This window comes from Lipingzhangella halophila (assembly GCF_014203805.1).
Lineage (GTDB): Bacteria > Actinomycetota > Actinomycetes > Streptosporangiales > Streptosporangiaceae > Lipingzhangella > Lipingzhangella halophila.
This window is the reverse complement of the sequence record NZ_JACHJT010000002.1, coordinates 443151-457516: the sequence shown is the minus strand read 5'-3', so window position 1 is coordinate 457516 and position 14366 is coordinate 443151. Positions and strand designations below refer to the sequence as shown.

The 14366-nt window shown below is 69.5% G+C and carries 12 protein-coding genes; 3 read left to right on the top strand and 9 right to left on the bottom strand.

The features are described 5' to 3' along the window. Positions 1-54: 54 nt before the first annotated feature. The 3 genes from F4561_RS29070 to F4561_RS29060 are packed head-to-tail and all read right to left on the bottom strand — an operon-like array spanning position 55 to position 2926. On the bottom strand, positions 55-684 hold the full coding sequence (locus tag F4561_RS29070; RefSeq protein ID WP_184584902.1) for a LutC/YkgG family protein: 630 nt from the start codon (positions 682-684) through the stop codon (positions 55-57). Beyond that, a complete protein-coding gene (locus tag F4561_RS29065; RefSeq protein WP_184584901.1) occupies positions 681-2189 on the bottom strand; it encodes a lactate utilization protein B in 1509 nt (502 codons plus the stop codon). Before F4561_RS29065 ends, F4561_RS29070 begins: the two co-directional genes overlap by 4 nt. After that, entirely contained in the window at positions 2186-2926 is a 741-nt protein-coding gene (locus F4561_RS29060; protein ID WP_184584900.1) for a (Fe-S)-binding protein, read from the bottom strand. Before F4561_RS29060 ends, F4561_RS29065 begins: the two co-directional genes overlap by 4 nt. A 171-nt stretch (positions 2927-3097) precedes the next feature. Between F4561_RS29060 and F4561_RS29055 the strand changes: the two genes are divergently transcribed. Together F4561_RS29055 and F4561_RS29050 are read left to right on the top strand one after the other, a co-directional pair. Next, entirely contained in the window at positions 3098-3799 is a 702-nt protein-coding gene (locus tag F4561_RS29055) for a GntR family transcriptional regulator (RefSeq protein WP_184584899.1), read from the top strand. Positions 3800-3944: 145 nt separating this feature from the next. Further along, complete coding sequence (locus tag F4561_RS29050; RefSeq protein ID WP_184584898.1) at positions 3945-5741, top strand: L-lactate permease; 1797 nt, start codon at positions 3945-3947, stop codon at positions 5739-5741. Positions 5742-5841: 100 nt separating this feature from the next. On the opposite strand, the gene F4561_RS29045 is transcribed toward F4561_RS29050, so the two are convergent. Beyond that, positions 5842-7107: an aspartate aminotransferase family protein gene (locus F4561_RS29045; RefSeq protein WP_184584897.1), complete on the bottom strand. Its 1266-nt coding sequence runs from the start codon at positions 7105-7107 to the stop codon at positions 5842-5844. A 244-nt stretch (positions 7108-7351) separates the two neighbouring features. Here F4561_RS29045 and F4561_RS29040 point away from each other — a divergent pair, with 244 nt between their 5' ends. Next, complete coding sequence (locus F4561_RS29040) at positions 7352-8824, top strand: NAD-dependent succinate-semialdehyde dehydrogenase (RefSeq protein ID WP_221446371.1); 1473 nt, start codon at positions 7352-7354, stop codon at positions 8822-8824. Positions 8825-9100: 276 nt separating this feature from the next. On the opposite strand, the gene F4561_RS29035 is transcribed toward F4561_RS29040, so the two are convergent. The 5 genes from F4561_RS29035 to F4561_RS29015 all read right to left on the bottom strand — a co-directional run bounded on the left by F4561_RS29035 (position 9101) and on the right by F4561_RS29015 (position 14042). Further along, positions 9101-10798: a formate--tetrahydrofolate ligase gene (locus F4561_RS29035; RefSeq protein WP_184584895.1), complete on the bottom strand. Its 1698-nt coding sequence runs from the start codon at positions 10796-10798 to the stop codon at positions 9101-9103. 180 nt (positions 10799-10978) lie between these two features. Further along, complete coding sequence (locus tag F4561_RS29030) at positions 10979-11692, bottom strand: GntR family transcriptional regulator (protein WP_184584894.1); 714 nt, start codon at positions 11690-11692, stop codon at positions 10979-10981. Positions 11693-11783: 91 nt separating this feature from the next. Continuing rightward, positions 11784-12530 carry a maleate cis-trans isomerase family protein gene (locus F4561_RS29025; protein WP_184584893.1) on the bottom strand — a complete coding sequence of 249 codons (747 nt, stop codon included), beginning with the start codon at positions 12528-12530 and terminating at the stop codon, positions 11784-11786. A 30-nt stretch (positions 12531-12560) separates the two neighbouring features. Next, positions 12561-13460, bottom strand: coding sequence for a maleate cis-trans isomerase family protein (locus tag F4561_RS29020; protein WP_184584892.1), 900 nt, complete (start codon positions 13458-13460; stop codon positions 12561-12563). Between the two features lie 102 nt (positions 13461-13562). Further along, on the bottom strand, positions 13563-14042 hold the full coding sequence (locus F4561_RS29015) for a DUF3830 family protein (RefSeq protein WP_221446370.1): 480 nt from the start codon (positions 14040-14042) through the stop codon (positions 13563-13565). Between the last annotated feature and the right edge of the window lie 324 nt (positions 14043-14366).

Sequence of the window (14366 nt, the reverse complement as noted above, 5' to 3'; positions counted from 1 at the left end):
GGACACGTTCCTGGTGCCGCCTCGCGCCCGGTGGGCGCGAGGCGGCGCACAGCGTTAGCCTTCCTCGATGATCACTTCGAGGATGCGGGGGCCGTGCACGCCCTCCACCCGGTCGAGCTCGATGTCGCTGGTGGCCGACGGGCCGCTGATCCAGGTGAGCGGGCGGTGCGGGTCGAGCTGGGCCACCGTCTCCGGAACGCCGTTGACCACCTGGTCGGCGCGCACGACGCACAGGTGTACGTCGGGGATGAGCGATACGGCGCGCCGGCCCTGCGCGGTTCCGGTGTCGAGCACGATGGTGCCGGTTTCGGCGATAGCAACGGCGCAGCCGGTGACCACCCCGTCGACCGCGTCGAGCTCGTCGATGGTCAACCCGTCGTCGCGCACGATGGTCGCGGGCGTGGCCGTCGTCCATTCGGCGGGCAGGTCCGGCGGGACAACCAGGCGCGCGAGCGACCGGCGCCGCGCCGCCTCCGCGATCGCTTCGGCGAGCCCGCCCGCTGTGACGCGGTGCACGCTCGCCTTGTAGTCCTCCAGCCGGTCGACCAGTGTCGGGACCGGGTCGCCGCCGTGCGCGGACGCGTAGGTTCGCGGAACGGCGACGTCGTCGGGACGCTCATCCCGCGGCACGTCGGCCAGGGCCGCGCGCACCCGCCCCAGGATTCGCTCGCGTGAGCCGGTCATGACCGCTCGCCTCCCCGCCTGTCGCTCCGTTGCCGGCCCTCTGCGCCGTCCTCCCGGGGTTGCCGCGCCCCCGTTGTTTCGTCCTCCTGCGCTTTCTCCCGTTTCCGCCACCACTGCCGGAACGACTTCTCCGGGATGTCGGGCAGGTCGCGGGTATCGGTCCAGGCCGAGGGCGGGCCGGGTATGTGGCGCGGGACCATGGAACGTGCCGCGCCGATCGCGCGTTGGGCCAGGCCGAGCCGCCGGCCGTCATTGAGCACCCACCCGGCGGCGCCCATGGTCGCCTTCTCCGCGGCGTGTCCCGGCTCTGAGACGACCCGTTCGCGTAGGTGGACCAGGACCTCGGGGATGTCGATGGCAACGGGGCACACCTCGTAGCAGGCCCCGCACAGTGAGGACGCGTACGGCAGCGAGGCGTCGACCGGGTCGGAGGTCCCGTGCAACTGCGGGTTGAGGATCGCGCCGATGGGGCCCGGGTAGACGGAGCCGTAGGCGTGCCCGCCAGTGCGTTCGTACACCGGGCAGATGTTCAGGCAGGCCGAGCAGCGGATGCAGCGCAGCGCTTGGCGCCCCACCTCGTCGGCGAGCGCGTTGGTGCGGCCGTTGTCCAGCAGCACCAGGTGGAAGTTCCGCGGACCGTCGCCGTCGGTGGGCCCGGTCCAGGTCGAGGTGTAGGGGTTCATCCGCTCGCCGGTGGACGAACGGGGCAGCAACTGCAGGAACACCTCAAGGTCGGACCAGGAGGGAACGATCTTCTCGATACCGACCACGGAGATCAGGGTCTCGGGAAGGGTGAGGCACATCCGCCCGTTGCCTTCGGACTCCAGGACGACCAGGGTCCCGGTGTCGGCCACGGCGAAGTTCGCCCCGGAGATCGCCACCTTGGTGTCCAGGAACCGGCGCCGCAGGTGCACCCGCGCGGCCTCGGCCAGCGCTGCCGGCTGGTCGCTCAGGTTCTCGGGGGCGGGCACGCCCCAGTCGGCCATCGTGCGCAGGAAGATCTCCCGGATCTCGGCGCGGTTGCGGTGGATGGCGGGGACCAGGATGTGTGAGGGAAGGTCGTCCCCGAGCTGCACGATCAGCTCGGCCAGGTCGGTCTCGTAGGCAGTGATCCCCGCCTGGTCCAGCGCGTTGTTCAGCTCGATCTCCTGGGTGGCCATGGACTTGACCTTGACCACCTCGCGCTCGCCGGTGTCGCGGACCAGGCGGGTGACGATGGCGTTGGCCTCCTCGGCGTCGGCGGCCCAGTGGACGGTGCCGCCGGCCGCGGTGACGGCGCTCTCCAGCTGCTCCAGGTAGCCGTCCAGGTGGCGCAGCGTGCGGTCCTTGATGGCTTTGCCCGCCGCGCGAAGCTGGGCCCAGTCGTCCAGCTCACCCACGGCGCTGTCCCGTTTGTCGCGGATGGTGTGCGTGGCCTCGCGCAGGTTGTGCCGCAGTTGCGGGTCGTGTGTGGCGCCGGCGGCTGCGGTGGGGAAGTCCGGCATTCCCACGAAGGTTCGGCTCATGTGTGTGCGGGCTCCTCTTCGGTGCTGGCCAGGATCTCGGCGAGGTGCATGACACGTACGCCGGACCGCTGGCGGTTCAGGACGCCGCCGATGTGCATCAGGCAGGAGTTGTCCGCGGCGCAGAGCACCTCCGCCCCGGAGCCGGCCACGTTGCGCGCCTTGTCCCAGCCCATAGCGGATGACACCTCGGCGTTCTTCATCGCGAAGGTGCCGCCGAAGCCGCAGCACTCGGCCGCGCCGCCCAGGTCGCGCAGCTCCAGGCCGCGAACCGCTCGCAGCAGTGTGTAGGGCCGCTCGCCGAGGCCGAGCACGCGCAGCCCGTGGCAGGTGGGGTGGTAGGTGACGGTGTGCGGGAAGTACGCGCCGACGTCGGTCACACCGAGGACGTCGACGAGCAGCTCCGTGAGGTCGTACACCCGCGGCGCCAGCGCGCCGGCCTCGCGGCCCAGAGGGCTGCCTGCTTCGCCCAGCCGGGTGTAGTTGTCCCGGATCATCGCCGCGCAGGATCCGGAGGGCACCAGCACCGCGTCGGCGTCGCCGAAGGTCTCGACGAACCGCACGGCCAGGCGCTGGGCGTCGCGGCGGTACCCGCTGTTGTAGTGCATCTGGCCGCAGCAGGTCTGCGCTTCCGGGAAGACCACCTCATGGCCCAGCCGCTCCAGCAGGCGCACCACCGCCCTGCCGGTGTCCGGGAACAGGGTGTCGTTAACGCAGGTCACGAACAGTGCGATGCGCACGTTCGGTCTCCCTTCCAACCGGCGTTCGCCGCACGTGCCCCCGGTGGGATCCGGAACGAGCTCGGCGCTTCCGGATAACAGTTAACCAAGAACCGTGAACTGGCATTCGTTGACAAACCTTACCTGTGACCCAGATCATACACACTCAGGAGATCACGGAAGTGAGAGGTCATGACGATGCGCCCGATCGGCACGCAGCACTCCGAGCTTTGGGCGGAGGTCTTCGCCGAGCTGCGTGAGCTGATCGTGCTCGGTCGGCTCGCCCCCGCCGAGCGCCTGGTGGAGGCCGATCTCGCGGAGCGCCTGGGAGTGAGCCGCGGCCCCGTTCGTACCGCCCTGGCGGAGCTCGCCCGGGTGGGACTCGTGGAGCTCAGCTCCCGGCGCAGTGCCCGGGTCGTCTCTCTCACCAGCAAGGACGTGGCCGAGATCTACTCGGTGCGCAAGGCGCTGGAGCGGCTCTCCGTGCAGACCGCTGACGACGAGGCGGTGCGCGCGATGCTGCCCGGCCTCAGTGCCGACCTCGACACGCTTGAGGCCGCCTTGGAGGAGGGCGACCGCTCCGCGGCGACCCGGGCGGACCTCGCGTTCCACCGGCATCTCGCCGAGCTCGCCGGCAACAGCCGGCTGCTCGCCGCCTGGGACATGCAGGCCGACCAGGTCCGGTTGGTCATCGGCATGGTGCAGCGCGACGACCCGACGGTTGCCGCGAAGTCGGGCGAGCACCGGTCCGTTCTGGAGGCGCTGCAGACCGGCGACCGCGAATGCGCGTGCGTCGCGCTCGAACAGCACCTCGCCGCGGCCGAGAAGGCCGTGCGCGAGGGGGCCGCCCGACTAACGGGCGAGCCAGCGACGACCGAAGCGGGACAGTCGTGACTCAGCGGGGGCGCGGCCCCCGCGCACATCGCGCCCGGCTGGCCGAAGCAGGCCGGGTGAACGAGTCCGAACGATCCAGCACACCTGGCATCCCGGGGGGCCAGTTCCGCAGTTCCCGTCGTCAACGATCCAAAGGAACAGCACTATGACCGACAATCTGGCGGTCCTGAGCTTACTGGCGATACTGCCGATCCTCTCGATCGGTGTGCTGCTGGTTGGCTTTCGATGGCCCGCGAAGTACGCGATGCCTGTGGGCTATGCCGTCGTCGTCCTCATCGCGGCGTTCGTCTGGCAAGTGGGCTGGGTGGAGATCGCGGCGTCCACCGTTGAGGGCTTCATCATCGCCGTTGGCCTCCTCTACATCGTCTTCGGTGCGCTCCTGCTGCTGTCGACGCTGAACGCCAGCGGTGCGATCCGCTCGATCCGCGCGGCGTTCACCCGGATCAGCCCCGACCGCCGGGTGCAGGCGGTGATCGTCGCCTGGCTCTTCGGGAGCTTCATCGAGGGCGCCTCAGGCTTCGGTACCCCGGCCGCGGTGGCCGCGCCCCTGTTGCTCGCTCTCGGCTTCCCCGCTATGGCCGCGGTGATGGTCGGGCTGATCATCCAGAGCACACCGGTGAGCTTCGGCGCGGTCGGCACCCCGCTGCTGGTCGGGGTGACCGACGGCCTCAGCGGTGCCACTGTCGAAGAGAGCCTGAGCGCGGCGGGCACCGACCTGACCACCTACGTCGCCAACGACGTCACGCTCGCCGTCGCCGGGATGCACGCCATTGTGGGAACCCTCGTCCCGCTGTTCATGGTCTGCATGCTGACGGCGTTCTTCGGCGAGCGGCGCAGCGTCGCCGACGGCCTCAAGGTCGCGCCCTTCGCGCTGTTCGCGGCGTTCGCCATGACGATCCCCTACGTGCTCGTCGCGTGGCTGTTCGGGCCGGAGTTCCCCGCTCTGCTCGGTGGCCTCATCGGACTGATGATCGTGGTGTTCGCGGCGCAGCGGGGCTTCCTGGTGCCGTCCGAGCCGTGGGACTTCGCGCCCCGCAAGAACTGGGCCCCCGAGTGGATGGGCCGGCTCGTCCCCGACACCAGCGAGGTCACCAGCGCCGACATGGGCATCGTCCGCGCGTGGACGCCCTACGTGCTGGTCGCGGTGCTGCTGCTGTTCACGCGGCTGGTGGAGCCGGTGACCGAAGGGCTCCAGGCGGGGACCCTGGAATGGGCGGGCATCTTCGGCACGGACGCCGGGGCGGACTTCCAGGCGCTGTACTCGCCCGGGTTCGTGTTCCTCGTGGCGGTGGTGCTGACCTTCCTGATCCACCGCATGTCGATGCCTCAGGTCATCCAGGCGGTGACCACGTCGGGCAAGCAGATCGGTGTCGCGGCAGTCGCGCTGCTCGTCGCGGTGCCGATGGTCCGCGTTTTCATCAACTCCGGCGCGGAGTTCAACGTGTCGGGCCTGGAGAGCATGCCGCTGTCGCTGGCCGCGGGTGCGTCGTCGCTCGCCGGGGAGGCGTGGCCGGTGTTCTCGCCGTGGATTGGTGCGCTCGGCGCGTTCGCGGCCGGCAGCAACACGGTGAGCAACCTGATGTTCTCGCTGTTCCAGTTCTCCACGGCGGAGCAGATCGGGGCGCCGACCAGCGTTGTCGTCGGGGCGCAGGCTGTCGGCGGTGCCGCCGGCAACATGATCACCGTGCACAACGTCGTCGCGGCGTGCGCCACGGTGGGCCTGGTCGACCGCGAGGGCGCGCTCATCCGCAAGACCATCATCCCGATGGTCTACTACTGCCTGACCGCAGGCATGCTCGCCTACGTGTTCAGCTTCGGGCTCGGGCTGAACGTGGGATCGTTCGGACTGCTGGCGATCCTGGGGACGCTGATCCTGGTCGTCACCTACTTCTGGCGCCGCCGGGACGTCGTCCCGATTTCGGTGGCCCGCACCGAGAAGTAGCAGTGCCCGGATGAGGGCTCCGGGCCGGCACCGCGGTGCCGGCCCGGACCTGTCAGGGCCGGGAGACGCCGCAAGCAGCGCGTCTTCCGGCGAACCCGCCTCAGCGTGTGGCGTCGGCGACCGCCTCCGACCAGATCTCCACGGCGGTGTCGACCTGCTCGGGCCCGACGACCAGCGGCGGGATCATCCGCACGATGTTGCCGTGCGGGCCGCAGGTGAGCAGCAGCAGCCCTCGTTCGGCGGCGGCCTTGTGCGCGCGGGTAGCGGTGTCGGTGTCCGGGGAGCCGTCAGCGGTGGTGAACTCGTTGCCGAGCATCAGCCCGAGCCCGCGCACGTCGCCGATGGCCGGGTGGGAGTCGGCGACCTGGCGCAGCCCCTTCTGCAGCCGCTCGCCCATCTGGGCCGCGTTCTCCACCAGGCCCTCCTCCTGGACGACGTCCAGGGTGGCCAGCGCCGCCGCGCACGCGACCGCGTTGCCGCCGTAGGTACCGCCCTGGGAGCCCGGCCACGCCTTCTCCATCAGGTCGTTCGGCGCGGCGATCGCGGACAACGGGAAACCGCTGGCCAGGCCCTTGGCGGTGATCACGATGTCGGGCCGGACTCCGGAGTGGTCGAGGCCCCAGAAGCGGCCGGTGCGCCCGAAACCGGTCTGCACCTCGTCGCCGACCAGCAGGATGCCGTGCTTATCGGCTCGCTCCCGCAGCCCGCGCAGGAACTCCGGCGGCGCCGGGACGTAACCGCCCTCGCCGAGGACCGGCTCGATGAAGATGGCCGCGGTGTCCTTCGGGGAGCTGACCGTGGCCAGCAGGTAGTCCAGTTCCTGCAGCGCGTAGCGGGTGGCCTCCTCCTCGGACATGCCGAGCCGGTAGGCGTAGGGGAACGGGGAGACCGCCACCCCCGGCATCAGCGGTCCGATCCCCGCGCGGATCTTCACGCCGGACGTGGTCAGCGAGGCCGCCGCCATGGTGCGGCCGTGGAAGGACCCCTGGAACACGATGGCGTTCTGCCGCCCCGTGGCCTGGCGCGCGAGACGCAGCGCCGCCTCGACCGACTCGCTTCCCGAGTTGGCGAAGAAGAGCCGGTCGATCCCCTCGGGCAGCACCGAGCCGAGCCGCTCGGTGAGCTGCAGCAGAGGACGGTGCATCACGGTCGTGTACTGTCCATGGATCAGCGTCCCAACCTGGCGCTGCGCCGCTTCGACCACCTTGGGGTGGCAATGGCCCGTGCTGGTAACGCCGATCCCGGCGGTGAAGTCGAGATAGCGCCGGTCGTCCTCGTCATAGATGTGGACGCCCTCGCCGCGAGCGGCGAGGACCGGGGTCGCCTGCTTCAGCATCGGGGAGAGCCCGGCCGACTGCTCAGCCATTCTCTGACCTCATTTCATGGGATTGTTGACAATCGACGACTATGGAATCATCCGGCGTACGGCGGTGTCCATGCGCGGTCTGGCTCCAGGTCGCATCCTTCCCTGCGTACCCTAGGACGCCGTTAGTGAACGCGCGCGCGGGGAAGGCGTACCAGTAGGGTTCCTCCGTCCGGACGCGTACGCACGGATGGTCGAGACAGGAACACCGGATGTCGCTTCGGCCCGGAAGGGGACGTGGAAGATCATGGTCGTGGCAGGTCACGAGGAACGAGTGATCGAGCAGGTCGCGAAGCAGTTGTTCATTGGGGGCGAGTGGCGCGACCCCGCGTCGGGTGCGACCTTCAAGGTCGAGGACCCCTCAACCGGATCGGTGCTGTGTGAGATCGCCAACGCGGGAACCGAGGACGCGTTCGCCGCGCTCGACGCCGCAGTGCAGGCACAGCCCACCTGGGCCAAGCATGCCCCCCGCGAGCGCGGTGAGATCCTGCGGCGTGCCTACGAGCTGCTGATGCAGCGCCAGGACGACCTCGCGCTGCTCATGACGTTGGAGATGGGCAAGCCGCTCCCGGAAGCCAAGGGTGAGATCGCCTATGCCGCGGACTTCCTCCGCTGGTTCTCCGAGGAGGCCGTGCGTATCGAGGGCGGTTTCTCCACCTCGCCCAACGGCCAGGCCCGGTTCCTCATCATGCAGCAGCCGGTGGGGCCGAGCATGCTCGTCACACCGTGGAACTTCCCCATGGCGATGGGCACCCGCAAGATCGGCCCGGCGATCGCCGCGGGCTGCACCGCGATCCTGAAGCCGGCCCAGCAGACCCCGTTGTCGGCGCTCGCGCTGGCCGGGATCCTGCGCGAGGCAGGGGTGCCCGATGGTGTACTGAGCGTGTTGCCCACGACCGACGCCGGCTCGGTGACCGAACCGCTGCTGCGCGACGGCCGGATCCGCAAGATGTCGTTCACCGGGTCGACGGGGGTCGGCCGCAAGCTGCTGGAGCAGAGCGCCGACCAGGTGCTGCGGACGTCGATGGAGCTGGGCGGGAACGCCCCGTTCCTGGTGTTCGACGACGCCGACCTGGACGCCGCGGTCGAGGGCGCGATGCAGGCCAAGATGCGCAACATCGGCGAGGCGTGCACCGCCGCGAACCGCATCTACGCGCAGTCCGGTATCGCCTCCGAGTTCGCCCGGCGGCTCAGCGAGCGCATGGGGGCGCTGCGGGTCGGCCGCGGCACTGAGGAAGGCGTGCAGGTGGGCCCGCTGATCGACGCGAAGGCGCGCGAGAAGGTGCAGCACTTGGTGGACGACGCTGTGGGCCGGGGCGCCAAGGTCATGGTCGGCGGCGGGCCGGACGACGGTGCGGGCTACTTCTACAAGCCCACGGTGCTCTCCGATGTCCCGCAGGAGAGCGAGCTCTCCGACACCGAGATCTTCGGGCCGGTGGCGCCGGTCATCACGTTCGAGACCGAGGAGGAGGCGCTGGCCGACGCCAACGACACCGAGTACGGCCTGGTCAGCTACGTCTACACCAGTGACCTGAACCGGGCGTTCCGGGTCTCGGAGAACCTGGAGACCGGGATGGTCGGGCTGAACCAGGGCATCGTCTCCAACCCGGCAGCCCCGTTCGGCGGGGTCAAGCACTCGGGCCTGGGCCGCGAGGGCGGCCGTGTCGGCATCGACGAGTTCCTGGAGACGAAGTACATCGGGATCGGCGGAGTCGACTAGCAGTACTTCGTTGGGTGCCGCTTCCCACCGCGGGCGGTGCGGTGGGGAAGCGGCACCCAACGAGGGCAGCGAGGACGGTGGGTGGGTCGGCCACCCATCGCCTTCGCTGCCCTCGTCGCACGCGTCACCAACCGCCGCCCGCACCGATTACTCAAGCCAGCCGCTGCCTTCGCTGCCCTCGTCGGAGGCCCAACCAGCCGCCCGCATCATCGATCCAGGACCCGGCCGGTGCTCCCGGTGGAGTGCGGGCCCGCACTCCACCGGGATGCCGGTGGTCTACGAAAGCCCGGAGACCTGGCCGTCCTCGTCGATGTCGATGTTGAACGCCGCGGGCGTGGCGCTGAGGCCCGGCATCGTCTGCATTGTGCCGCAGATCAGGTACACGAACCCGGCTCCGGCTGACGCCCGGACCTCGCGGACCGGCAGGGTCCACCCGGTCGGCGCGCCGCGCAACTGCGGGTCGGCCGAGATCGAGAGGTGGGTCTTGGCGATGCACACCGGAAGGTGGCCGAGCCCGTTGCGTTCACACGACTCGAGCTGCTTCTCGGCGGTCGTGCTGTACTCCACGCCGTCGGCGCCGTAGACGTTGCGGGCGACCGCCTCGACCTTCTCGCGCAGCGAGAGGTTGTCCGGGTAGAGCAGGGTGAAGTCGCTGGGTTCCTCGGCCGCTTCGGCCACGGTCTCGGCCAGCTCCTCGGCGCCCCGGCCGCCCTCGACGACGTTGCGGCACACCGCGCTGCGCGCCCCGGCCTCGGCCGCGATCGCGCGGACCTCGTCGAGCTCGGAGGGGTGGTCGGTCGGGAAGGCGTTGATCGCGACCACCGGTGAGACACCGTGCAGCCGGCAGTTCTCGATCTGTTTGCGGAGGTTGGCGGCGCCGGCCCGGACGTCGTCGGGGCTCTCGGCGAGCATCTCCTCGGGCAGCGGCCGGCCCGCGACCACCTTGAACCGGCCGGAGTGCGTCTTCAGCGCGCGCACCGTTGCCACGAGGACAGCGGCGTCGGGGGCCTGCCCGGAGATCCGGCACTTGATGTTGAAGAAGCGCTCGGCGCCCATGTCGGCGCCGAAGCCGGCCTCGGTGACCAGGTAGTCGCTGCTGCGCAGGCCGACGAGGTCGGCAACGACGGAGGAGTTGCCGGTGGCGATGTTGCCGAACGGGCCGGTGTGCACCAGGACCGGGGTGTGCTCAAGGGTCTGCAGCAGGTTCGGCTTGATCGCGTCGCGCAACAGCGCCGCCATGGCGCCGGCCGCGCCGAGCTCCTCGGCGGTGACGGGCTTGCCGGAGCGGTTGGTGCCGACGACGATCCGGCCGAGCCGGGCGCGGAGGTCGCGTACTGACGTGGCCAGCGACAGCAGCGCCATGACCTCGGAAGCGGCGGTGATGTCGAAGCCGGTCTGGCGCGGGGTGCCGTCAGTGCGGGATCCCAGTCCGGTGACGATGTTGCGCAGTGCCCGGTCGTTGATGTCGAGTGCCCGGCGCCACGTGATGCTGTGCGGGTCGAGTTCGAGCTGGTTGCCCTGGTAAAGGTGGTTGTCGATCATGGCGGCGAGCAGGTTGTGCGCCGCTGTGATCGCGTGGATGTCGCCGGTGAGGTGCAGGTTGAGCGTCTCCATGGGGACGACCTGGCTGTACCCGCCGCCGGCCGCACCGCCCTTGATGCCGAAGACCGGGCCCATGGACGGCTGGCGGAGCGCGAGGGTGGTCCGCCGGCCGGTGCGGCTCAGGCCGTCGCCGAGCCCGACCGTTGTGGTTGTCTTGCCCTCGCCGAGCGGTGTGGGGGTCACGGCCGTCACGACGACGTAGCGCGCCCGTGGCCGTTCGGCGAGCTCGTCGGCGGCTTCGAGCCGGACCTTCATGACGCTTTCGCCGTACGGCTCCAGGAGATGAGGCCCAATGCCCATACGGCCCGCGATGTCGGAAAGCGGTTCGAGTACCGCGTCGCGGGCAATCTCCAGGTCGCTCGGGATTTGCATGACACCACCCCTGGTCTTCCCTTGCGGGGAACTCGCTGCGTGGAACGTCAGTCTCGGACTGGGAGACCCGTTAACGAGTGTGACATGGGGGTACTCCCACACCTACATTGTGGGTGGCGTGTTGGGTATTATGCAAAGGGTTGTGTATCGCGCAATAGTTAGTAATTGCTTACCTTGCGGTTACGTGTTGCCGATCGACGGCCCCCATCCGCCCACGGGCGGCTCGCCACCGCTGCCCGGTCCGTTGATCCGCTCGACGGTTTCGAGCATGTGCGACTCGATGAGGCGCAGCAGCAGGTCCTCGTCACCGTTGGTGATGGCGTCGAGCAGCTTCTGGTGCTCCTCGACCAGCTCGGTGGGCTCGGGGTAGACCTCCTGCATCACCGTCAGGCACATGCGGGTCTCGACCAGCAGGGTCTGGGTCATGCGCTCCAACCGGGAGTTCCCCGAGCAGCTCACCAGGGTCTGGTGGAACGCCTGGTCGGCGTCGCTCATTGCCACGCGGTCGCGCGATTCCGCCGCCTGCACCAACTGCTCCAGCATGGGGGTCAGCCGGGCCAGTGCCTCGCCCCGGTTGCCGCGCATGATCAGCGCGCACGCGGTGCGCTCGATGGCGAGGCGGGAGATGTAGATGTCCCGGACGTCGTCGGCCGTGAGCTCGCGGACGAACAGGCCGCGATGCCGCTCGCTGCGCAGTAGCCCTTCCTGCACCAGCCGCTGCATGGCCTCGCGTAGAGGACCGCGGCTCACCCCGAGCTGGCCGGCCAGGTCGGTCTCGCCAAGCTGGTCGCCCGGTTCGAGCGAGCCGTACATGATCGCCGACCGGAGCTGGTCGGCGATGACAGCGGCGGTGGACCTGCGGGGGACGGGTTGGAGTCGGCCCGGGACACTCATTGCATCCTCGCAAGCGTTCGTCGGGGGAGCGGTGGAACGGGCAGTGGCCGGGGCACGATGTGCCCCGGCCACCTATCATCGCCGATGTTGGTTAGCTGTCGGCGACCGCGGTCCGTGCGGGCATGCCCGCACGGAACAATGAACCGAGGCCGTCGTGCGGGTTCTCGGCTCCGGCCAGCCGGAGCCCTTCCCACACGCTCACCTGGTTAGCCGTCAGCACCGGCTTTCCCACCCGCTCCTCAAGGTCGTCCAGGATCCCGGCGCTGTGCAACGCGGTGTCGGGGACCAGGATCGCCTCGGCGTCCTCGTGGTCGTTGCGTGCTACGAAGTCCAGCACATCGGCCCCGGCGAGCGTGCCCACCTCGGCCGCGGTGATGATGTCGCGGCTGGCCATCGCCACGACTTCCACACCGCCGTCGCGCAGGAACTCGACGAACCGCAACGTAACGTCGTCGGGGTAGCTCGCCGCGATCGCCACGCGGCTCAGGTCCAGATGCCGGACCGCGTTGACGAACGCGAACGACGTGCTGGACGCGGGGGTGCCGGCGACCTCGCGCACCCCCTCGACCTGCGTGCGCGCGCCCTTCCAGCCGAAGACGAAGCTTCCGCTGGTGCAGGCCCACACCACCGAGTCGACGCCGAGATCGCGCAGTTCGCGGGCCCCGTCGGCGAGAACATCGGCCCCACCCACGTCCAGCAGCGCGTCGACGCGGTGGGCGTCCTCGCGCATCAGGGTGTGCACGACGCGCAGCTCGACTCCGGGGCCGAGCCGCCGGGAGAACTCCGGGTAGTCGTCTTCGGCGCTGTAGCCCGGGTACAGGAATCCCGCGACTGCCATCTGTGCTCCACTCCCTTCGTACGCGCGGCCTCAGGCTGCCGTGAGGTCGGTGATGTCAACGAGGTGCTGCCCGTGGGCCACCGCATGCCGGCCGATGGCCTGGAGCGCGGCCCACATGGTCACCTGGTTGGCCGCGATGACCGGCTTGCCGAGCATGCGCTCCAGCGGCGCGATGATGTCGTAGGTGAGGACATTGGTGCAGCTGATGAAGATGGCCTCGGCCTCGGGGCGGTCGGCGTCCCGCACCGCCTGCACCACCTCCGAGTATGCGACCTTCCAGATGTGGTTGAGCAGTCCCAGCCCGACGCTTGAGACGGTCTCGATGTTGTGCCCGGAGAGGAAGCTGATGAGCCGCTCGGTGACACTGTCGACATAGGGGGTGACGACCGCGATGCGGTTGGCGTTGATCGTGGCCAGCGCGCTGATGAGCGCCCCGGACGTGGTGACGGCCGCGGGCGCGCCGGCGTCCAGGATGCTGCCGCGCAGCTGCCGCTCGCCGGCGACGCCGTTCACGAAGCTGCCCGACGCGCAGGCGTAGCCGACGACGAGGGGCTCTGGTGCGAGGAGGTCACGGGTAGCGCGCGACACGTTGTCGCCGTCGCTGAGGGCCGACGCCTGGTCCACGGTGACCGGGACGCGGACGAAGGGCAAGCGGGTGACGTAGAGGGAAACGTCGTCCGGTGCCCAGCGCCACAGCTCGCGGTCGAGCGCGAAGTCGTAGGGCGCGACGATCCCGATGCCGGACTGCATCGGGGTGTCGAACAGCGCCGAGATCTCCACAACGTTGTGGAGATCGGTGTCGTTCTGGCCTGCGTTCGTGGCCGGTTCAGCGGAGCCGGGTGCGGGCGGAGCCGTTGCCGGCGTCTGATCGAGGATGACCCGCTCCTCCTCTTCGTGCGCCGGTTCACCGGCGAGCCGATCGGGCCGCATTGGTCATTCACCCCCTTCTGCTCTTGTTCATCGAGAGTCGCTTGCTGGTCACTACGCACCGACCCGTGAGGGGCCGCCGGTGGGACAGGGGAAACGGCGCGGCTATTCCTTGCGCCGGTAGGTCAGCCGCTCGCCCACACTGCCGGAGCGCCAGACGTCGTGGCACGCCTCGGCCATGCGGTCGAGACCCTCGACGATGGTGGCGTAGACGTTGCCGGGGACCCAGCCGACGTCACCGTTGAGAAGGAGGTTGTTGCGGCCGTAGAAGATGGCGAGATCGATGACACCCGGCAGGTGGTCGATGCTCTTCTCCTCCTTGAACTGGCGGTCGAGCATGCCTCCCTCGAAGGAGAAGTACACAACGTCGCCCGGTATGGGAGTGACCGTGGGATTCTCCTGCCCGGGCTCTTCGGGGGCGAACCGGGGGACCATCGCGTAGACCTCGTTGCGGGCGTACTTCGCGTGATGGATGTCACCGCCCTGGGGAAGCGCGTTCCAGACGGCGTCGCAGGTCCGCGGCGCGTCCTTGTCGAGAAGCTCCGCCACGCAGGAGACTCCGCGCTTCTCCAGGCTGATGGTCATGTACCTGGGCATCGTCGGCCCTTTCGGGTTGGGCTAGGCAGATAGTGCTCACGCGTGCCGCACGCCGTGGCGGTCATCGCCCGGCGTCGTCACGACATAAGCGGGCCCCCGATCCTGCGGCCGGGCCCGAGAGAAGGCGGCCGGGATTGGGGTGAACGCAAGTGTGCTGATACGAGTGCGGGTGAGAATGCTGTTGGGAATGTCGTTGACTGCACCCCGCGGCGGGCTCCGACACCGCGGATTGTCGACAATCATAGGAGCGGGTGGCCCGGCACTTCAATCATCGGTTAATCGCCCCGTGCCACACATGTGAGACGTTTCCGT